This window comes from Thalassotalea loyana (assembly GCF_030161435.1).
Taxonomy (GTDB): domain Bacteria; phylum Pseudomonadota; class Gammaproteobacteria; order Enterobacterales; family Alteromonadaceae; genus Thalassotalea_G; species Thalassotalea_G loyana.
Map to the genome: position 1 here is coordinate 108,082 of NZ_BSSV01000005.1, position 19,398 is coordinate 127,479.

The 19,398-nt window shown below is 39.6% G+C and carries 17 protein-coding genes and 1 pseudogene; 11 read left to right on the top strand and 7 right to left on the bottom strand.

Annotation, left to right across the window (positions count from 1 at the left end):
* Window positions 1-258, bottom strand: a complete 258-nt coding sequence (locus tag QQK05_RS11780; protein ID WP_284298818.1) for a PepSY domain-containing protein — start codon at window positions 256-258, stop codon at window positions 1-3.
* A gap of 207 nt (window positions 259-465) precedes the next feature.
* On the opposite strand from QQK05_RS11780, the gene QQK05_RS11785 reads away from it, so the two are divergent.
* The 5 genes and pseudogenes from QQK05_RS11785 to QQK05_RS11805 all read left to right on the top strand — a co-directional run.
* On the top strand, window positions 466-1,293 hold the full coding sequence (locus QQK05_RS11785; RefSeq protein WP_284298820.1) for a choice-of-anchor H family protein: 828 nt from the start codon (window positions 466-468) through the stop codon (window positions 1,291-1,293).
* Between the two features lie 346 nt (window positions 1,294-1,639).
* Window positions 1,640-2,365 (top strand): TetR/AcrR family transcriptional regulator, encoded by a 726-nt coding sequence (locus QQK05_RS11790; protein ID WP_284298822.1) that lies wholly within the window; start codon window positions 1,640-1,642, stop codon window positions 2,363-2,365.
* An 18-nt stretch (window positions 2,366-2,383) separates the two neighbouring features.
* Entirely contained in the window at window positions 2,384-3,490 is a 1,107-nt protein-coding gene (locus QQK05_RS11795) for an efflux RND transporter periplasmic adaptor subunit (RefSeq protein WP_284298824.1), read from the top strand.
* A complete protein-coding gene (locus QQK05_RS11800; RefSeq protein WP_284298826.1) occupies window positions 3,490-6,579 on the top strand; it encodes an efflux RND transporter permease subunit in 3,090 nt (1,029 codons plus the stop codon). The genes QQK05_RS11795 and QQK05_RS11800 overlap by 1 nt, the downstream gene beginning before the upstream one ends.
* A 300-nt stretch (window positions 6,580-6,879) precedes the next feature.
* Window positions 6,880-7,392 (top strand): annotated as a pseudogene (locus QQK05_RS11805) (redoxin family protein); the annotation flags it as partial.
* Window positions 7,393-7,458: 66 nt separating this feature from the next.
* Here QQK05_RS11805 and QQK05_RS11810 read toward each other — a convergent pair.
* A complete protein-coding gene (locus QQK05_RS11810; RefSeq protein WP_284298828.1) occupies window positions 7,459-9,360 on the bottom strand; it encodes a tetratricopeptide repeat-containing diguanylate cyclase in 1,902 nt (633 codons plus the stop codon).
* Between the two features lie 160 nt (window positions 9,361-9,520).
* On the opposite strand from QQK05_RS11810, the gene QQK05_RS11815 reads away from it, so the two are divergent.
* Window positions 9,521-9,685, top strand: coding sequence for a hypothetical protein (locus QQK05_RS11815; protein ID WP_284298830.1), 165 nt, complete (start codon window positions 9,521-9,523; stop codon window positions 9,683-9,685).
* 8 nt (window positions 9,686-9,693) lie between these two features.
* Here the strand turns inward: QQK05_RS11815 and QQK05_RS11820 are convergent, their stop codons facing one another.
* Complete coding sequence (locus QQK05_RS11820; RefSeq protein ID WP_284298832.1) at window positions 9,694-10,329, bottom strand: hypothetical protein; 636 nt, start codon at window positions 10,327-10,329, stop codon at window positions 9,694-9,696.
* Window positions 10,330-10,425: 96 nt separating this feature from the next.
* Between QQK05_RS11820 and QQK05_RS11825 the strand changes: the two genes are divergently transcribed.
* The 4 genes from QQK05_RS11825 to QQK05_RS11840 all read left to right on the top strand — a co-directional run bounded on the left by QQK05_RS11825 (window position 10,426) and on the right by QQK05_RS11840 (window position 13,165).
* On the top strand, window positions 10,426-11,304 hold the full coding sequence (locus tag QQK05_RS11825) for a LysR family transcriptional regulator (RefSeq protein ID WP_284298834.1): 879 nt from the start codon (window positions 10,426-10,428) through the stop codon (window positions 11,302-11,304).
* 206 nt (window positions 11,305-11,510) lie between these two features.
* On the top strand, window positions 11,511-12,140 hold the full coding sequence (locus tag QQK05_RS11830; protein WP_284298836.1) for a TetR/AcrR family transcriptional regulator: 630 nt from the start codon (window positions 11,511-11,513) through the stop codon (window positions 12,138-12,140).
* Window positions 12,141-12,157: 17 nt separating this feature from the next.
* A complete protein-coding gene (locus QQK05_RS11835; protein WP_284298837.1) occupies window positions 12,158-12,625 on the top strand; it encodes a RidA family protein in 468 nt (155 codons plus the stop codon).
* 24 nt (window positions 12,626-12,649) lie between these two features.
* Window positions 12,650-13,165 (top strand): DUF1697 domain-containing protein, encoded by a 516-nt coding sequence (locus QQK05_RS11840; RefSeq protein WP_284298839.1) that lies wholly within the window; start codon window positions 12,650-12,652, stop codon window positions 13,163-13,165.
* 112 nt (window positions 13,166-13,277) lie between these two features.
* Here the strand turns inward: QQK05_RS11840 and QQK05_RS11845 are convergent, their stop codons facing one another.
* Both QQK05_RS11845 and QQK05_RS11850 read right to left on the bottom strand, forming a co-directional pair.
* Window positions 13,278-13,964, bottom strand: a complete 687-nt coding sequence (locus QQK05_RS11845) for a LiaF domain-containing protein (protein ID WP_284298841.1) — start codon at window positions 13,962-13,964, stop codon at window positions 13,278-13,280.
* A 156-nt stretch (window positions 13,965-14,120) separates the two neighbouring features.
* Window positions 14,121-15,029 (bottom strand): LysR family transcriptional regulator, encoded by a 909-nt coding sequence (locus QQK05_RS11850; RefSeq protein ID WP_284298843.1) that lies wholly within the window; start codon window positions 15,027-15,029, stop codon window positions 14,121-14,123.
* 190 nt (window positions 15,030-15,219) lie between these two features.
* On the opposite strand from QQK05_RS11850, the gene QQK05_RS11855 reads away from it, so the two are divergent.
* Window positions 15,220-16,200 (top strand): phosphotransferase, encoded by a 981-nt coding sequence (locus tag QQK05_RS11855; protein WP_284298845.1) that lies wholly within the window; start codon window positions 15,220-15,222, stop codon window positions 16,198-16,200.
* Here QQK05_RS11855 and QQK05_RS11860 read toward each other — a convergent pair.
* Together QQK05_RS11860 and glpQ are read right to left on the bottom strand one after the other, a co-directional pair.
* Window positions 16,197-18,137 (bottom strand): methyl-accepting chemotaxis protein, encoded by a 1,941-nt coding sequence (locus tag QQK05_RS11860; protein WP_284298847.1) that lies wholly within the window; start codon window positions 18,135-18,137, stop codon window positions 16,197-16,199. The two genes, QQK05_RS11855 and QQK05_RS11860, sit on opposite strands and share 4 nt — an antisense overlap.
* A 27-nt stretch (window positions 18,138-18,164) precedes the next feature.
* Window positions 18,165-19,196 (bottom strand): glycerophosphodiester phosphodiesterase, encoded by a 1,032-nt coding sequence (glpQ, locus tag QQK05_RS11865; RefSeq protein WP_284298849.1) that lies wholly within the window; start codon window positions 19,194-19,196, stop codon window positions 18,165-18,167.
* Between the last annotated feature and the right edge of the window lie 202 nt (window positions 19,197-19,398).

The window sequence follows — 19,398 nt, forward strand, 5'->3', positions numbered from 1 at the left end:
TTAATGCTCTTTTACCCGACCCGTATCAGCAAAAACGGAGACGTTTACGACTTTTCCATTTTTCTTGATTAACTTAACCTTATAGACCTTACTACCTTTTCCTTTGCTGCTATTCACTTTCAGAACTTTACCACCGTAGCGAGACTTAACAATTTGTGCCGCTTGATTAGCATTCTTAACTGCAGGTTTACTTGCAGCATGGATCTCCGTGCTGACAAATAAGCTCAAAATAAATGCTAACGGTATTAAATATTTCATGATGAATAGTAAACTCCAACAAGGTAACGCTAATCAGTTTAAATTATTGAGTTGGGTAAATAAATGATTATTCGTGGTCAATGTAAACGCTAAAAGCTGAACGCAAGCTGAACAAAAAATTATTTAAAAATTATTTTATTCGTTCAGCTTGCGTTCAGTTTGCGTGGTTTTTAATGAAGCCAACAAAACGGCAATAGGAAGACCACTATGAAAGATTCACAAACATCAAAATCTCTTTTTATGGAAGCAATGTTAAGTTCTTTATTCCACACAGCATTACTTGCTTGTGTTGTATTGACACCCTTTGCTACTGCAGCGGAACAAAAACAAGATGAAAAAACTTTTGCCATTGCAATAGGTGGTTTAAAACGTGATTTAACAGACGACGTGAAGCAAGCGCGATTGACACAAGCGAAACAACAAAACATTAATGTAGTGCAAGGCAAAACAAGAGAGCAGCTTAGTGCCGACAAATCATTGTTATTCAAGCGTAAAGCTGCAACTCAAGGTTATGAGCCTGCAAGTTATCACCATAGTTTTAGTATTTTTGACGCACAGAGCTTTCTTGAAGAAGATATCGATTTTGATGGCTTCCACCGGACATTTTCAGTGATGTTTGATGCCGATGTTTTAAGTGATGGCAACCATGATGTGGGCGAAGTATACGCCGAAATGTATCTCAGCCGAAATGGTGGCCCTTGGATCCATTATTTCACGACAGATAGTTTCTTGATTTACGGTGAAAGCACTGACGATGAGTATGAGGTTGTGACAACATTGCTAGATGGTTACGTAACAGATCATTATGACGTATTAATTGATTTATATGAGGTGGGTTATCCAGATGTTGTTGCTACATTAAGTGGTAATGATGACAACGAGCTTTATGCTTTACCACTTGAAAGTGTTGATTATGATCAGTATTACGAAGAACACTATGAAAGCATTAGCTACGAAAGTGGTGGATCGTTCAACGCCGTGCTGATATCGCTTATCGCATTATTTGGTGTGATGAAGTACACAAGACGCCAATAAATGATTTTCAGACTCAAAAGGTGGTTACCTAGTGCTCTAGGTATCCACCTTTTTTATTTTCTTTACATTTTACTTAATCAACCTATGTTCATTTTAGACGAAGTCAGTATTTCTAATCCCTTCACAAAATAAATTCTTTTATCAGTTATTCAACTTCTTAACTCTACTCTCCAGCAAATTTCAGGGAATTTAGTAGTACTGAAACTGAGTTCTTAAGCCGTTTCGCTATAGTTACTTTTGTTAATCAATCATTGACATGATGTTTTAAAAGGATAGAATAACCGCATTCGAATGGTATTCGAATGATAATCAAAAGCATTATTTCATAGCAATATTTGGAGGGTTTATGGCTCCTGCACCTAAGCATAGCGCAGAAAAACAGCAAGAATTGATATTGAATGCCGCTGCGGAATCTATCAGTGAATCATCTATTACTGATTTCACGATGGCGAAAGTAGCGCGTTTAGCGGGTTTATCAATGGGATCTGTTTACAAGTTTGTGCAAAGCAAAGAAGACATGGTGTTGGCATTAGCCTGCCAATCTTTTGAGTATGCGTCGTCTATTTTTACGACCGTATTGAACTTACCTTTGTCGGCACCCGAAAAAATTGTCGCAATTAGTTTAATCGCACCGAAAAAAATGCAACGTTTTGAATTTGATTATGAACTGCAGTCATATTCAACCAATGAAGCAGTGATTCGCAGAGCCTCGCCAATGTGGACAGACAAAATTTTAAAGGCGAGTGAAAGTTGTGAGCAGACGTTCAAAATCAGTATGACGGAAGGTATTGCTGCTGGTGAACTTAAAGAAGTGCCTAATTTAAGCCAAGTTATTGAAGATATTTTGATCAGCAGCTGGTCGATGGCTGTTGGTTACGAAATGGTTCGCCGCGTCAAACAAACAAAAGAAATTGTTGAAGGGACAGCTACAGTGAATGAAGCCTTAGAGGTCGATCACCCGATCATCCGCAGCCTAATTCGCTTATTAAACAGTTATCCCTGGCAACAACCGATTGACGACGAATCATTAGTTCGTATTCAAGCGGAACTAACAAAATTAGACCTACGATAGTAGCGTCGGGAGTATCAAATGAATATTACGAGATGGCTTAGTGCCGTATTTATCTTGCTCGTTGTGATCTTAGGACTAGGTTTTATTAAATTTGGTCAAATTCAAGCTGCGATCGCATTTGCGGAGTCTTTCCCAGAGCCTTCGGCGTCTGTAGTCAGTACGTATGCCCAAACATCAGAATATACTAAAACGACGAAAGTCATTGGTCAGGTAAAGGCAACAAAAACATTGACGATTAGTAACGAGTATCCGGGGGCAATTACCCTTGTGGGCTTTAAACCCGGTGATGTTGTCGATCAAGATCAAGTACTATTAAAGATTGATTCAAGCGTTGAGCAAGCAAATCTTGCTGCTGCCAAAGCGCGTTTAACGTTAGCGAGTAAAACGCTACAGCGATTCAAAAAACTCGTCGATCAAAACCGCATTAGTCAAGACGAAGTCGATCGCGCTGAAGCTGAAGTTGCGGTAGCTCAAGCCGAAATTGATAACTTACAGGTGATCATCGCAAAAAAAGTGATTAAAGCACCATTTGCAGGTCGTATTGATTTGTCGCAATACCAAGTTGGTCAGCTGCTTGATGCAAATAGCCAGATAGCTCAGCTGATTGGTATTGGTGATGAGATTTGGGTTGATTTCTCTATACCTCAAACATTGACTCAACTTTCTGTGGGCGATGAAGTTCAAGTAACATTATCTTCTTCAAACACAGCTGAAGTTATTCGTACTGCGCGTGTTATCGCTAAGCATGCATCACTAGATGCTAATTCTCGCCAACAAACCTATCGAGCGCTACTGGATAACAGTGAACAGCGTTTTATTCATAACCAAATTGTTAATGTTGTTGTCCCTACCGAGCAACGCCGTGTTGTGATGGTGCCAACAAATGCTGTTACCCGTAGTCATTTTGGCGAATTTGTATATCAGTTAGTTAAAGACGAAGCAGGTAACTGGCGCGCAAAGCCAGTTAAAGTAGAACTTGGCGATAAAGTTCAGGATATGCAGGTGGTATTGTCGGGGTTAACAGGTAGTGAACTGATTGCGAGTGAAGGTGCATTTAAATTAAGAGAGAACATTCTTGTTTACACCCAAGAGCCTGAGTTAACGGCGGCAATTGGAGGTAAGTAATGAGCTCTCTACATGAAAATAAACCGTCGGTTATGGATATATTCGTTAATAGACCAGTATTGGCAATTGTGTTGTCAATTTTAATAATACTTGCCGGTGTTAGTGCGTCGAAAAGTATCTCTGTTCAGCAATACCCCAAAATAGAAAGTGCCTCTCTTGTTATTAATACGGTTTATACTGGGGCTTCAGCAGATGTCGTTAAAGGCTACGTGACTGAACCTATTGAGCGTGTGGCTTCAACGGTTCCAGGTGTTGATTATGTCGATTCTGCAACGACAGCAGGATCGAGTAAAGTGACTGCTTGGTTAGATCTAAATCACAACACGTCGGATGCTTTAGCCGAACTAACGACGAAGCTTGACCAAATTAAGTTTGAACTACCGACCGGAGCAGAAGATCCTTCGATTGAGATTGTTAGAGCTGATAGCCCCTACGCAGTGTTTTATCTGAATGTTGAATCTGGTGAGTTGCCACGCAGTGAAGTGAGTGATTATTTGATTCGCGATGTTGTTCCTCAAATGTCAGATATTGAAGGTGTTCAAAAGGTAACACTAGAAGGCGGTCGTAACCCAGCAATGCGTATCTGGTTAGATTCAGACAAATTAGCGGTATACGATGTTAGCGCAAGTGATGTTTTTAGCGCGTTACAAGCGAATAATACCATCGCGACATTAGGTTACAGTGAAAATGCTCGCCAGCGAATTGATTTACTTGCAAACACAAGCTTAAAAAGTGTCGAAGACTTCAATAAATTAGTGATTAAAGAAGTCGACGGAAGCCAGCTTTATTTGGAAGCCGTAGCCGATATTGAAATTGGTGAAGCTGAAGGGATGGTTACAGCGCGATTAGATTATCAGGACACAGTATTTTTAGCGGTATGGGCGTTACCTGGTGCTAACGAAATTAACATTGGTGATGCGCTGTATGAAAAACTAGATCAGCTCAACCAAGTACTACCTAATGGTATGCAAATTACCATCGGTTACGATGGTACGTTGTACATGCGTGACTCAATTAAAGAAATCTTCTCGACGCTCGCTGAAACCGTGATTCTTGTTGGTATCGTGGTGTTGGCGATGATGGGTTCTTTTAGAACGGCTTTAGTGCCATTAGTGACTATTCCAATCTCAATATTAGGTGCGATTGCGGTTATTTCGTTGATGGGCTTTTCGCTGAATTTATTAACAATTTTAGCGATTGTTCTATCCGTTGGCTTAGTTGTCGATGATGCCATTGTTGTCGTTGAAAACGTAGCTCGGCATATGCGTGAAGGCAAACCAAGATTGCAAGCGGCATTGATCAGTTCACGTCAATTATTGGTGCCGGTAATCGCTATGACACTGACATTGGCGGCCGTATATGCACCGATTGGCTTTTTAACTGGCCTGACGGGGTTTCTATTTAGAGAATTCGCGTTTACGTTGGCGATTGCCGTACTTATTTCAGGTGTTGTAGCGGTAACTTTGTCACCAATCATGAGTGCTTATGTGAATCCTGAAGGTGGTAAAGAAGGTAAGCTTACTCGCAGGGTTAACCAGTACTTTGATAAAATTCAGCAAATTTATTTCAAGTTATTAGATACGTATTTTAACTGGCGTCCTCAGATATTATTCGTCGCGATTGTCTTATCTTTGTTATCGGTGCCATTTTATTTAATGTCGCAAAAAGAGCTTGCCCCGATTGAAGACCAAAGCAGTATTCAGGTCGTTGTCGAAGCTCCGCCAGAGTCGTCGCAAAGCTATACCTCAAGTAAAATGAATGATACGGCTCGTGTCCTGAATGCTACTGAAGGTGGTAAGTTTACGTGGCAAATTATCACGGCAGCCGCAGGTTTTGGTGGTGTGGAATTGGCGCCATATGAAGAGCGTGAAAACTCAGTTCATGATTTATTATTCGACTTATATGGTCGTCTTGGTTCTGTGACGGGCTTAAGCTTGTTCCCTATTTTACCTGCATCTTTGCCAACCGCTGGTCAGTTTGATGTTGAAGTTGTGATTCGAGCGTCTGATGACCCTGAAACAATGAAGCAGTATGCTGATAAAATTATTGAGCAAGCGACGGCAAGTGGTAACTTCTTATTCGTCAATACCGATTTGAAAATAGACTTACCTCAAGCAGAATTATTGATTAACCGCGAGTTAGTGGCGGATTTAGGGCTAAGTTTAGCCTCGGTGAACGAACAGCTTAGTATTCTCGTGTCGAATAACTTTGTTAATTACTTCAATAAAGATGGAAAAGCGTATCGCGTGATTCCTACAGTCGGCAATGACGAACGATTCAATCCAGAGAATGTGATGGACATGAAGGTTCGCACCGATTCAGGTGAACTCATTCCAGTGTCGGCATTTGCTGAGCTGAAAACATTGACTAAGCCAAGAGTGTTGGGGTCATTTAATCAACAAAGCTCGTTTAGAATCTTAGCGGGTATTTTACCGCATATAACCAAAGAACAAGGCTTGGCAACGATTGAGTCGATTGCGTCGGCTGAACTGCCAGCGACGTATTCAATTGATTATGCAGGTGAGTCTCGTCAATTGAGAAAAGAAGGTAATACGATGGTGACGGTATTGCTTGTTTCGATGATTGTGGTTTATTTCTTACTGACAATTCAATTTAATAGCTTTAGAGATCCGCTGGTTGTATTACTTGGCTGTGCACCATTAGCATTAGCTGGCGCGTTAATACTGCCATTTTTATCATTAACAACGATTAACATTTATAGCCAGATAGGTTTGATTACGTTGATCGGCTTAATTGCAAAAAATGGTATTTTGATCGTTGAGTTTGCTAACCAGTTGCAACTTGAAGGCAAGTCAAAGATTGACGCAGTTAAGGGCGCAGCTTCGACTCGATTACGTCCAATCTTGATGACTACCGGTGCTACTGTATTAGGTCATTTCCCACTAGTACTCGTAACAGGTGCGGGTGCTGAGGCGCGCAATAGTATCGGTATTATTCTTGTTGCGGGGATGTTGATTGGTACCTTCTTTACGCTCGTTGTATTACCGCTACTCTATGAAATGATTGCGAAAGATCATCGCGGGGAAATGGAATCAGAAGAAGCGTTGACTAAAACAAGCTTTGCGTAATCTTTAGTTTTACAAAAAGGGCCTTCAAGGCCCTTTTTTATTGGAGAGAATTACAGAAGCCTGAATGGAAAGTACTTGTATCTTTCATGTTGTGTTTTTCTCGCGCTGCAATTGGAAAATTACTTTCACAGTACAACTTTTTTGAGAGGGGAAGGAGGATGTATCCCACCCCTATTAATTTATCTGCTTAGAATTAAATTAATGCGAAAAAATTGATCGCTATGTTAGAAATATTTCGTTTTATCTCTTAGGCTTTGAATAAGTGAAAAATCAAAAACCATCATACTAATAGGAAAAATTATGATTACATCAGTTCCAAAGGTTGTATTTAAAACTCGAGTTCGAAATGAGGCGCTCGGTGGACCGAATCCATTTGAGTGGAAAGACCTGACTACCGATGAGGTGTTTGCTAACAAAAACGTCGTGCTATTTTCATTACCTGGAGCATTCACGCCAACTTGTTCGACGTCTCATTTACCGCGTTTTGAAGAACTCTACCAAGAATTTCAGGACCAAGGTGTTGATGCCGTTGTATGCCTGTCGGTAAACGATGCATTTGTAATGTACCAGTGGGGATTAAGTCAACACGCCAAAAATGTGTTTTTGCTACCGGACGGTAACGGTGAATTCACCCGTAAAATGGGCATGTTAGTTGATAAATCAAATTTGGGATTTGGTATGCGTAGCTGGCGTTATTCTATGTACGTTGAAAATGGTGAAATCAAAAAACTATTTAGTGAACCCGGCTATGAAGACAATTGCCCAACAGATCCATTTGAAGTGACTGATGCTGACACTATGCTTTCGTACTTGAAAGGCCGTTAGATTTTCGTATGAGTAGCTCAATTTATCGTGAGCTACTCAACTGTTACTATACGGCTAATAACCTGATTTGAGTGATTTATGACTCTCCTCAAAAACAATCGTATCTCGTCCCAAATCTTTTGCTTTGTATAACTGGTTGTCTGCTAAGTTTATTAACTCTTGAAGCTTTTTATTGTGGCTCGACGACTTTCGCGCTACACCAACACTAAAGGTAATGTCTTTTTCCGGTGGATAACCTGGTATCACCTTGGCATTGAGTGTGCTTCGTATTCGTTGAAAAATAGCCGTTATTGCCTCTTCGTCCTGCTCTTCGAAAATAAACAACCACTCTTCCCCGCCGTAACGACCAAACTGATCGAGTTTTCTTACTGTTGATTTACAGGCCTCGGAAAAAGCCTTAAGCACTTCGTCACCGGTATCGTGACCATAGACGTCATTGACGCGTTTAAACTTATCTAGATCGACGATAGCTAGGCTAAATGGACGGTTTGTATCAAGGCTGTGGCGTAAATGTATTTGCGCGGTTTTTAAGATGGCTCTGCGATTTGGCGAGTCCGTTAACGTATCTTTGAGCGCTAGCGTTTTATATTGGTTTCGACTTTTGATCTGACGATGAAGCATGAACATGACAATAATGAGTAACATTATTGCTAATAAAATAATCACTAACCACAGATAACGCTCTTGTTGTTGCTGGGTGATTTTGAGTTGCTGTAATTGATTTTCTTTTTGCAGCAATTGGTTTTGATGTTCTTGGTACTCAGTATCGAACCCAATTTTTAGCTGCTGGATGTTTTTTTGTTTTTCTGCGCTATCAAGGGCTGCTTTTTGTTCTGTATATTTCACTAATAACGTGTAGGCCGTTACATGATCGCCTTGCATGGCCGCTAAATCAGCGAATCGTTTGGTAAATTTCACAAAATAAGCATCACTGTTTAGTTCGTCTAGCAGTGCTTCAATCGTTGGCTTAAGCGCATTACATTGGTCATATTCGCCAAGCATGAAATGAGCATCAAACATGCCCTGTATTGCGTGGAAATATTCACGAGGATTGCCATTTTCTTGAAAAACAGGCGCTGTCTTTTTATAGAGCACAAGCGCTTCTTGAGGGGTGCCGCGTTCAATGTAAACGTCAGCAATCGCTTGTCTTGCCCAAATAATACCTATTTCATCTTCAATCTCAATGGCGATCTTGAGTGAGGCTTCAAGCGATTTAATCGCATCATCGAATTGTTTTGCTAATGTATATGTCTTACCTTGGTTGTAATAAATTATTGAGACGCTCAACATGTCATCTAACGACTTGTTTATTGCTATGGATTGCTCGAAATAGTCGATAGACTTTTGGAAATCACCCAGTTCAGAATATAAATTAGCTAACGAGTTTAAGACGTAACTCAGGTTCGCTTTATCATCCAATGGTTGGTAGATGTCGTAGGCTTTCTTCAAATAGATAATCGATTGGTCGAGCATTTTGTGCATGTAATAACTTTGGCCAATTGATGTGTAAATCGATGCAGCCTCTAAATCATTATTCCAATGCTTTGCTTCGGTCAGTAGCTCTTGAATCAAAGCTTCCACTTCTGGGGTATATGCCGATGAATCTAATACGCCAAGCTTGACCAGCTTTAAGCGTGATATTAATCGAGTGAAGTTATTCTCGATTGCTAATGGTAGTATGTCATTGACAACATTTGTTGCTTTGGGGAGTTGCTCTAACATCACTAAAAACTCTGCTTTGAGTGTTTGTGCATGCACAGCATTTTCATGCCACTGATTTTTCCTCGATAGCGCGGTGAGTTGATCGAGCTCTGCAATAATATCTTTTGGTAAACCAACGGTATCTTCTGTTAATTGATTGATGCGCTCCGCGACTTGTTGCTGAGACATAACATCGTTGGCGGAGCAGGCGCCTGACAATATAAATAAGAAGATAGTGAATACGTAAGGCTTCATTAAATAGTATCTTGTTGATTAAGCTTTAGTTTATTAAGAATAGACAATTACCAGAATATCGTCTTTGAATTGTCGGTATTTAGCACCGTAGATATCATGGGAAACAAGATCATACAAGGCTTTGTATGTGAACTGTGATTATTTGGTCAACTGATTGTAAATGACGTATGTTAATCGTTATTTTTATGTTGAATGTGAGCGTGTCAGGGTAACAGTAGAAGAGGAAACTCAAAAGTGTTTTTACGTCTTGGCATCAAAAAAAGTGAAAGCTGCATTGGATGATTATCAAACCAAGCAGCTCTGCATGATGGGGATTCGTTATTAGCTACACTTTTACTTAAAATCCTGAGTTTCTATGTAAAGGATTTGGCTAATTCCGCACTCAGCAAGATGCGCCGCTAAAAATGATTGCTCAAGCTTGGCTGGCTTACTACACTCAACTGGGTTCTTGGTTGTTGTTCGCAAACCAATTACATCAAATGATGGTGCTGGTTGGATTTTGTGGACAATCAGCTCTTGATCTTGATTAATTGGATATTGAAAGAAGTGTGCGTTTTCAATCAGTGATTCATTTTTTAATTGCTCTACAATGAGTGGTTGTTCGAAAGTTATCTTTGAATCAAACACATACTGACCACCTCGTTCAAAATGTCCAGAAAATACTTTTGCGTTTATCGTAAACTGCTGTTTCGTAACGAGCCGTGTTAAGTCAAAATTATCTGGCAAGATCGTAACTATTGGTGAATTGAGCTGCGCTAACTTTTCCTGCTCTGATAGATGAACCTGATAAAGGATTTGATAATCGTGGGGTGTTGAATATAACGGCAGGTGGCTTGCAACATGACCTAACGTTGGAACATTTAACAATACCATACCATGTGAACCATAGAGCGAATGACCTTGGTGTTGTTGAGCGGATGCTGGAAGGTAAAATAGCATTGTAATAATGAGTATAAGTACTTTATGCATGAGTATTCTCGGTGAATTTTTTCTATATTTTACCCTGTTAAATATTTACTTTTTATCGAATAATTAGAAAAGATTGTTAACTATTTGGAAATAGTTATGGGATTCGATGATTTAAAAAAAATACAGCATTTAATTTATACGCAAAATTTACATACTAGCGCTGAGGCGCTCAATATCTCAGTAAGTGCCTTATCCAAACAAGTCAAAAAGATTGAAAACAAATTAGGTACACCACTATTTGATAGAGTTGGGCGTAATATCATCGTTAATGAACAAGGGAAAAAATTCAGTGTTTACGCGCGGAGTTTAGTTCATGAGTATGAGCAAATGTGTAGTGAATTTTCTGGAACAACCCAACATCTCATTCGGATCGCAGCGCCTGCATTATTGATAAGTGCTTTTAGTGATCGAGTGGCAAGTGAACTAGATATTACGACACAGTCTTTGAAATTCCTTACCGCATTTGAGGGAGATGCAATAAAAATGTTAGCTAGTGGTCAAGTGGATATGGCGATTGTCACACATGAAGCTCAATCTGATTGGCAAATGTTGAATATGCAATGTTTTACATTAGACACATTAATATCTCACTTATATGTTGCAAACAATCACCCTTTAGCAAACAAAAACCAGGCAGTATCGTTAGTTGATATTGCCCAATACCCATTTATTTGTCCGACCCGATCACCTTTTTGTGGCATAGAGAGAGGGTTAGGGTCTGATGGATGGCCAGATCATCTGTTACCTAGGAAGATAGGTGTGTTTACTGATGATTTGCAAAGCCAGCTTCAGCTCATGAAAACCTCAGATTATATGTCATACTTACCAGATGTTGTTGGAGAAGGTGCGCAGCTTGTGCGTTTGAACCTAGATGAATCGGTTCACCGACATGAAACAAAAGAGAAAATTAGCTTAGTTTACCAGCCGAGTGTGGCAAGTGGATGGCTTAATCAGTTTATTACTAAAATCACTTAATGCGAATCTGTATTTACATTTTTTGGTCGTTGATGTAATATTGGTTTGGCTACACAAGTACACTTAATGTAGTGATTCTTTGAACATGACTTTCTCTTAAAGCAATATAAAAACCGCACGTAATACTGTGATTTTTATATTGCTGTTTTTTGCTAAAACGAGCATTATTTAGCTTTCTTGTTAAATGTTAATATTTTGTAATAAAAATGCCTGAACAAAGTGTAATAGAGCCAAAGCAACTTAGAAGTCAACAAACACAGCGCAAGTTGCTTGATGCACTTCATACGTGTCTAGAAGATAAGTTTTTTGAGCACATATCAATAAAAGAACTTGCCGAGCAAGCTGGCGTATCTGTGGGTACTTTTTATCGTCGATTTAAAGATAAAGAATCACTTTTACCTCTTTTATACCAAGATTTTGGTAATCATTTAGATAGCTGGGTGACCAAACTAGAAAAGCAAAAGTACCGTTCATTAGAACAAGCCGTTACTAAGATCTCTCAACAAACGTTGGTATTTTTGCAAACTAATAAAAGTGTTTTTAGAACCTTGCATTTAAACTCTCGCCTGCACTCGCAAATTCTTGAGTCAGATAAAGTTGTCGATCGCAGTCAGATCTATCAAAGAATAGCGAGTTTATTGCTGGATTTCGATGAGGAAATTACAGTAGAAAATAAGAGCAATGCTGCGGGTACAGTGGTGTTTGTAATGATTAATACACTGTTGGAGAAAGTTTTATATCCTACCCTGACGCCTGCAATCGCAAGTGAGCTAAATGCAAACGATTACGCGAAAGAATTGCCTAAAATGTTACTTGCTTACTTGCAGGTAGAATAATAGTTAAGGAAATAAAAATGAAACATGTGCTTTATTCAATTATTACGACGTTGGTTGTCTGTATATCTTTTGCTAGTGGAGCAGAGAGCGAAATAAAATCGCATGTTGAGTTTTTAAATTCGAAGCCGGCAAATAAAAAGCTTCCTTTTTCAGAAGCCGTTAGAGTGGGTGATACTGTCTATTTATCCGGGCAAATAGGCATTGATCCGAAAACGGGAAAGCTTGCTGTTGGCGGCTTTAAAGCAGAAACCCGCCAAACACTGGAAAATATTCGAGCGACATTAAATAAGTATGGTTATCAGACAAAAGACGTCGTGAAATGCTTAGTCATGCTGACTGATATTAATGACTTTGCTGCATTCAATGAGATATATACTGAGTTTTTTAAACCTCCATACCCTGCCAGAAGTGCATTCGCAACATCTCAATTGGCGCTTGGTTCATTGGTTGAAATAGAATGTATCGCAATTGACAAAAGCCAATAGCCTATTGAAAGGCAGGGAAGCACAATGACTAAATATATCTTGTTATTTCGAGGCATCAATGTTGGTGGAAAAAATCGGCTTGCCATGAAGGATCTCAAGCAAACGTTAATAGCGAATGGCTTTCAAGATGTTGATACCTACATTCAAAGCGGCAATATTGTTTTATCTGCGGATGAAAACCCAAAACAAACGGTTAAACATTTAGTTCATGAAGTATTTTCACTGGATATTGATGTGTTTTGTTTAACTGAGAAAGAATTTTCACAAATAACATTACTTAATCCTTATAAAGATAAGCCAGGTAATCATGCCCATTGCTATTTTTGTGATGATGCCATTGAACTTAACCAGGTGAAAGTTGAGAAGTATCAGAGTGATACTGAAGAAATAACCGTTAAGGACAACGTTTTGTTTTTATATGCGCCAGATGGCGTTGGCCGATCTAAGCTCGTCGCTAATATTGAAGCCTGTCTAGGCCAGCAGGGTACGGGTCGAAATGTAAATACCTTGAACAAATTGACTCAGATTATCGCTCAATAATTTGATTCACCCTGTGAACCCTCTATGCATAGATTCGGAAAATAGGTAAGCCCTATCTTCCGAACCGCCACATTATGACACACATCGAGACATTGAACTGATAGCCCCTTTGCTACATTTTTGGATCAAACATTGCCTTTAGTTCATTAGCGAAGCTTACAAACTTCTCTTTAATCGTACGACGAATTTTAATTTCAACGGAGCCTAACCACATATTGCCTTTTAGCACGATCGTTGGCGATTGACGATTTGAAATCGATGGCGCTTTGTTTTCAATACTTCCCATGAAACAAAATGCTTCACAAACGACATTCACACCTTCAGGTATATAGATGATACTCGAACCAAGCACACAATCGAGGTTGACGATAACGTTTTGATGCGTAAATTCAGCATCAGAGAAATCTAAAACCGAAGAGCCTAGAATATTCATACTGTTGATTTCACTTGGAACTTGCCATCTACCACTACGCTCGTTATGGCTGAGGATGGTTTTCAGTTTTAGCTTTTCTGCACTTGAGTTATGAGCATAATTTACGCTGAAACTAGCATCTTTTTGTTGCTTGAATGACGAATCGGCTTGCATCGGTAAATCTTTGGCTAAATCGACAATATCTTGGTGAACTTCACTTGCCATTGCCTGATCGAGTCTGCGCTCGAAGGCTTCGGCTGATATTACGCCACGGCTATAATTATATATAAGCTTATCAATTACTTCTTCGCGAACTTGCTCTAATGGTCTATCTTCTAATTTAACGTCCGTCATGTTCATCATTCCTGTTGTCTTTGTGTTTTCCATTCATTGTTTTAATGTGATTAACAATGATTAAGTTAGAACTTGTTAAAGCAATTTACAAACCAAAATATAAATTCCTTTTAATTCAATGATTTAATTTTCGGTGTTATGAAGGTTTAGGTGTTTATGTTAAGAATTGGTTATTTTTACACATATAAATTAGTTAATTTCGCCATATTTTTTGTTCACGTCAATCAGCGTACTTTGCTCAATAAATCGTTTGATCAATGAATTATCTTCATCTGTTGCACGTATCGCGATAAAAGTAGATTTATGGATGCCTTCTTTACCAATTTTAACGGCAACTAAGTCCTGACAGTTTTCCTGTGCAACAAGCCAATCAGGCAGCACAGCCACACCTCTATGATGCTTAACCATTTGCAGAATCATTTCGGTATTTTCTAGGGTTTTGTGCTGTTTTACACCGATACTTGCTGGGGTTAAGAATTGATTAAAAATATCAAGTCGACTCCGCTCTATCGGATAGGTAAACAGTGTTTTATCAGTCAGATCAAGGGGCTCTATAAATGGCTTACTTGCCAGTATGTCTGTTTTGTTGACAACCAACACTTGCTCATAATCAAATACCTTGTTCAATATGAGGTTGCTTTGGTACAAAGGATCAGGTGTGATTAATAAATCAATCTCGTAATTTAGCAAGGCGCCAATACCACCGAATTGAAACTCATTTTTAAGATCGACATCAACGTCTGGGTTTTCTTTTAAGAAAGGAGCGGCAACTTGCAATAGCCATGAGAAACACGGGTAACATTCAATCCCTATTTTTATATTTCCACCGACACCTTTTACCATAGCTTGCAATTGTTGTTCGAGATTTTCAAACTGTGGCAGAATTTTTTGAGCGCTTTTTAAGAGCCTTTGACCTTCAAGCGTTAATACTAATGTTCGCCCACGTTTATGCCATATTTTTGCCCCAATACTTTGCTCTAATTTTTTCATCGAATGGCTGAGCGCGGATTGACTGACAAAAAGATGCTTAGCCGCTTTAGTCACCGTGCCATATTGCTCAATTGCTTTTACCAGTTGTAGATGGTGTCGCTCTATCATGTTTAACCTGTTTCGGGGCAGTTAGTCGTATATTTTTATGGATTAGCACAGCATACAACAGGTTAAACGAATAAATCAATATAGCCGTCTATACGTCTATTTTGGGTTGAGGGATATATTGAAGATACTTCTTAGCGCTGCCGACTCTGTTATGATGTAGGTTTCTTGTTTACCCATTCATAGTGGCTTTATGGATCACGCACAAATACTTCATCAGCTTTGCGAACTACTCGACGACGATTCATTGAGTTTTCAAGAGTCTATTCAATCTTTATGGAGTGGATATGGTCAAATTCTTCGGGTATTAAGTCGAGACAAAAATACATCATATGTGATTAAGGTTGTTGCTCCTCCTACTGAAGTAAACCACCCGAGAGGCTGGGCAAGCGATGTTGGTCACCAGCGTAAATTAAAATCTTATCAAGTTGAGCGAGTTTTTTACCAACAAATTGCATCGACGTTGTCTGAACGAGCAAGAGTTCCTAAGTTAATTGCTTTTTGTCAGGTTCAACAGCAAGTTTTTCTTGTGCTTGAAGATCTTGATACGTTGGACTTTGACGTGAGAATCGAAAAGCAGCAAGGACCTGCATTGAATCTAGCGCTTAATTGGTTAGCAAACTTTCACGCACAAACTTGGCAAGTTAGCAATTCAGGCGTTTGGCCCACAGGAAGCTATTGGCATTTGTCGACGCGTCAAGATGAATGGCTAAACATGCCTGAAAGCCGACTTAAACTGCAGGCGAAAAACATTGATCAATATCTGAGAAACGCGCGCTTTCAGCCATTGATTCATGGTGATGCAAAATTTGCTAACTTTTGCTTTCACAGCAATGGTAATGATTTAGCGGCGGTTGACTTTCAATATGTCGGCTATGGTAGCCCCGTTAAAGATATTGCGTATTTAGTCGCAGGCTGTTTAACGGATGAGCAGCTGTTTAACCAGGATAAACAGATCATTGAACGTTATTTGGCGTATTTAGCCGAGGCGTTTGTGCTAAATAACGTCACGCTTGATTTTGAGGTGGTAGCGGAAGAAATAAGAGCGTTATATTGTTTCGGTTGGGCTGATTTTTACCGATTTTTAGTGGGTTGGAACCCTCAAAGTGCAAAAATCAGCCATTATATGCAAGTACAAACGGAGCACTGTTTAAACGTTTTAGAAAACAGTTAACTGGTTTGCTGTAATTTGGAAATACTGTCTTGAAGGTGAGTAACCACATTATCTAATTGAGCGGTTGATAGCTCTGTTTCTTGAGCCCCTTTTCTTGTGGTTTCACCGATATTGGCGATATCTTCAACTTGGTTAGAAACTTGCTCTGTAAATTGAGTCTGTTGCGTAGCAGACTGTGATATTTGCGCGTTTAATTCATTAATCTCGGTGATCACGCCACTGATGGTCGTTAACGCCTGACCAACAACATTTACCTCCTTGATACTTGTATACATACGAGATTGGCTAAGCTCCATACTCTTTTGTGTATCCTGAGTTGCTTGCTGAAGTGTCGTAATAATGGAGTGAATTTGGTTTGTTTGAACTTGCGTGCGTTGAGCAAGGCTACGAACTTCGTCAGCTACAACGGAAAAGCCTCTGCCATGCTCTCCTGCTCGTGCAGCTTCAATCGCCGCATTTAATGCAAGTAAATTCGTTTGCTCGGCGATTTCGTCGATAGCTGTAGAAACTTGACCGATATTTCGGCTATCTTCAATGAGTTTATTCAGTGCTTTTTGTGATTGATCCGACTCTTGTTGCATGTCGTTCATCACACCTTCTAATTGTTGGATCAATTGCTGGCTTTGTGCTGCTTGTTCATCTGCTTTTATTGCTGATTGCGAGGCGTGCTCTGCGTTTTCGTCAATATGCTTAGCAACGGATGTCATTGCTTCCATCGACTGTGCTATCTGCTCTGTTTGGCTTTTCTGTTGCTCTACACCACTCAATGTTTCAACACTAACCTGTTTTAGCTGGCTAACAGAGGTGTTTAATGAGTTAATGGTTTCGCTCATGTTATTTACCAATAACTCAAGACTGCTTGCCATCTGATTAGCGTCTTTGGCAATCTCTTGCATTTCATCGCGACCCTGAACTTTCACACGAGAAGATAAATCTCCCTCCGCAACAGCGTGCAGTGTTTTTTGTAATTGAGTTAGGTTGTTAATAACAGATAAGTACATTCCCCAGAGGAGAAAAATAGCAACAATAATAGCCAGGCTAGAAATACCTAGAACCAATGCTTTTTTATTTTTCTGTTCACTAATTCGCGCTTCCAGTGTCTCCAATAATACTGGTTGAGCTAAATAGAAAAATGCATGAATCTGATCGTTAAGTGCTTCGCTTTGTTGTTTAAGCGTATTACTCGATATTTCAATACTATCCGGGTTTAAAATCTTGTCATCAATGGTCGTTTTAAAGCGCGTTAATGAAGATTGTAACGCTTGCCATTGGTTGAGCAACTGCTCCGAGAATTGGTCGTTTGCACCAAAACTTACCTGGATACTCGCGTCGACATTGTCGATCAGTAATACCATTTTTTGATTTGCATTTGATAAACCAATGTAGGTATCTGGTGTAAAGCTACCGCTGTTAACAACTTGCTGGGCAGTAAGTAAGGTCATTAAAAACTGCTGGTGTACCTGCGGTAAGCTATGAACGAGTGTAGTGATCAGGTAACTTGAGTCAAGGTGCTGATCAAGCTCTAGGTTTTTGTCATTAGCAATACTTTGTGAGAGTTCAGAGAGTAATTCAAAAGGTGTTAGTGAGTTTTGTGTCGCGCCAAGGTTGTTGTACGTTGATAAAATATCTTGACTACGCACCGAGGTAATTGCCGCTTTTATTGGCTCCTTAGCTAATTGTGATGTATGAGAGGTAGCCATTACCACTGCTTGGCTTGCTGTTTGTTTCTCTTGCTCAACAATTGCTAAGGCTCTCGCACCTTGCGTTTCAACTTCGATAAAATCTGTCGTTTTGTTGAGCTCCAGTAACAAAGTGAACAGGCTCAGACATAACGGGACAATAAAAATAATGCTGATAATGATGAATTTTGTCGAGTAACGAAACTGCGCCATAACGCTTTGTGCTATATGTTTTGGGGTCATTGTCGTGCTACTCATAATTCCTCTTTTTATTTAAGCGTTTTTTTATTCCTCCTGTGATAGACCTTCCTCTCTTGAGTTATCTTTCACAGGCGTCGCTGTTTTTTCATCCACATAAGCGCGTATTTGATCAGGGAAGTCTGTGAATATGCCATCTATCTCTAAATCAATAAAGAGCTTTTTGAGCAATATTTGAGCAGGCATATCATCGGGAAGTGAATCAAAACGAAAGGTATATGGGTGCACCATTAATCCAGCGTCTTTTGCTTGATGAGCAAAAAGCGTAGGCTTGCCAGTATTTATATCAATTAATTGAGGAATCCAAGGGCCAATGCCTTGAGCTACCTTTGATATTTCATTTAATCCGCTCGTTGTTTTCAACACGTCATAATTGGTCGTCGACTCTTGCCAGCTATTCTCCCCTATGAGTTGTATTAATTTTACCTGTGCACCAAGCGCATTTCTTAATCGTTTGGTTTCATTAAAATCAAAGCACTGTAGGAAAATTGGCTTATCATAATCGTCCAGTTGATACTTACGAAGAATCGTTAATACTACGTTTGAAATATCTGCACCTTGTTGTTTGTGCCAAGCGGGGGCTTTTATCTCGGGATAAAGTCCAATGTTTCGTTTTAATTGCCTATTTAATTGCTCAATGAGCTCTATTTGTTCTTCAAACGTGGCGATTTTATAGTTGGCGTTTCCTCGATACCTATTTGGGTATACTTGTTTACCATCAAGGTTTTTGCGTTCGTGAACGCGCAACCGTTTTAATTCTTTGAGTGTAAAGTCAATTGCATAATATCGACCATCGTCGCGCTTTCTGTTGGGAAAGAGTTCGGCGACATTGGTCGTAGTGTCAATATGAATGTCATGCAAAACCACAGGTATATGGTCTTTAGTCAATACCAAGTCTTGTTCTATGTAGTCAGCTCCTTGCGCCGCTGCAAGTACTACCGCCGGCAGGGTATGTTCAGGTAAATAAGCTGATGCGCCACGGTGAGCAATCACGATAGGCTTACCAATGGCAGAAATGCTCACTATCGAACACAAGAAAATTAACACAAATCGTTTCATCAATGGCTCCTCACTCCTTTTGCTCGGTTGATATTATCTTATCGATATTGCAGTAATATGATGTCAATTACGAGAATGTGAAATATTGGTATTTGTTCGAAACGCTTCCTACGACACAAAGTCTCAACCCTTTTCTTTACAGAGTCAAAATACTCGACTACTTTTTGAAAAAAGGAATTTTTAACCCTCGTTAAGGAATAAC

Bases quoted from the DNA above. Each gene is read 5' to 3' on its own strand.
- QQK05_RS11855 (WP_284298845.1), top strand. From the start codon at position 15,220: ATGGATCACGCACAAATACTTCATCAGCTTTGCGAACTACTCGACGAC.
- QQK05_RS11785 (WP_284298820.1), top strand. From the start codon at position 466: ATGAAAGATTCACAAACATCAAAATCTCTTTTTATGGAAGCAATGTTA.
- QQK05_RS11840 (WP_284298839.1), top strand. From the start codon at position 12,650: ATGACTAAATATATCTTGTTATTTCGAGGCATCAATGTTGGTGGAAAA.
- QQK05_RS11820 (WP_284298832.1), bottom strand. From the start codon at position 10,329: ATGCATAAAGTACTTATACTCATTATTACAATGCTATTTTACCTTCCA.
- QQK05_RS11780 (WP_284298818.1), bottom strand. From the start codon at position 258: ATGAAATATTTAATACCGTTAGCATTTATTTTGAGCTTATTTGTCAGC.
- QQK05_RS11810 (WP_284298828.1), bottom strand. From the start codon at position 9,360: ATGAAGCCTTACGTATTCACTATCTTCTTATTTATATTGTCAGGCGCC.
- QQK05_RS11815 (WP_284298830.1), top strand. From the start codon at position 9,521: ATGACGTATGTTAATCGTTATTTTTATGTTGAATGTGAGCGTGTCAGG.
- QQK05_RS11835 (WP_284298837.1), top strand. From the start codon at position 12,158: ATGAAACATGTGCTTTATTCAATTATTACGACGTTGGTTGTCTGTATA.
- QQK05_RS11845 (WP_284298841.1), bottom strand. From the start codon at position 13,964: ATGGAAAACACAAAGACAACAGGAATGATGAACATGACGGACGTTAAA.
- QQK05_RS11830 (WP_284298836.1), top strand. From the start codon at position 11,511: ATGCCTGAACAAAGTGTAATAGAGCCAAAGCAACTTAGAAGTCAACAA.
- QQK05_RS11790 (WP_284298822.1), top strand. From the start codon at position 1,640: ATGGCTCCTGCACCTAAGCATAGCGCAGAAAAACAGCAAGAATTGATA.
- QQK05_RS11795 (WP_284298824.1), top strand. From the start codon at position 2,384: ATGAATATTACGAGATGGCTTAGTGCCGTATTTATCTTGCTCGTTGTG.
- glpQ (WP_284298849.1), bottom strand. From the start codon at position 19,196: ATGAAACGATTTGTGTTAATTTTCTTGTGTTCGATAGTGAGCATTTCT.
- QQK05_RS11860 (WP_284298847.1), bottom strand. From the start codon at position 18,137: ATGAGTAGCACGACAATGACCCCAAAACATATAGCACAAAGCGTTATG.
- QQK05_RS11850 (WP_284298843.1), bottom strand. From the start codon at position 15,029: ATGATAGAGCGACACCATCTACAACTGGTAAAAGCAATTGAGCAATAT.
- QQK05_RS11825 (WP_284298834.1), top strand. From the start codon at position 10,426: ATGGGATTCGATGATTTAAAAAAAATACAGCATTTAATTTATACGCAA.
- QQK05_RS11800 (WP_284298826.1), top strand. From the start codon at position 3,490: ATGAGCTCTCTACATGAAAATAAACCGTCGGTTATGGATATATTCGTT.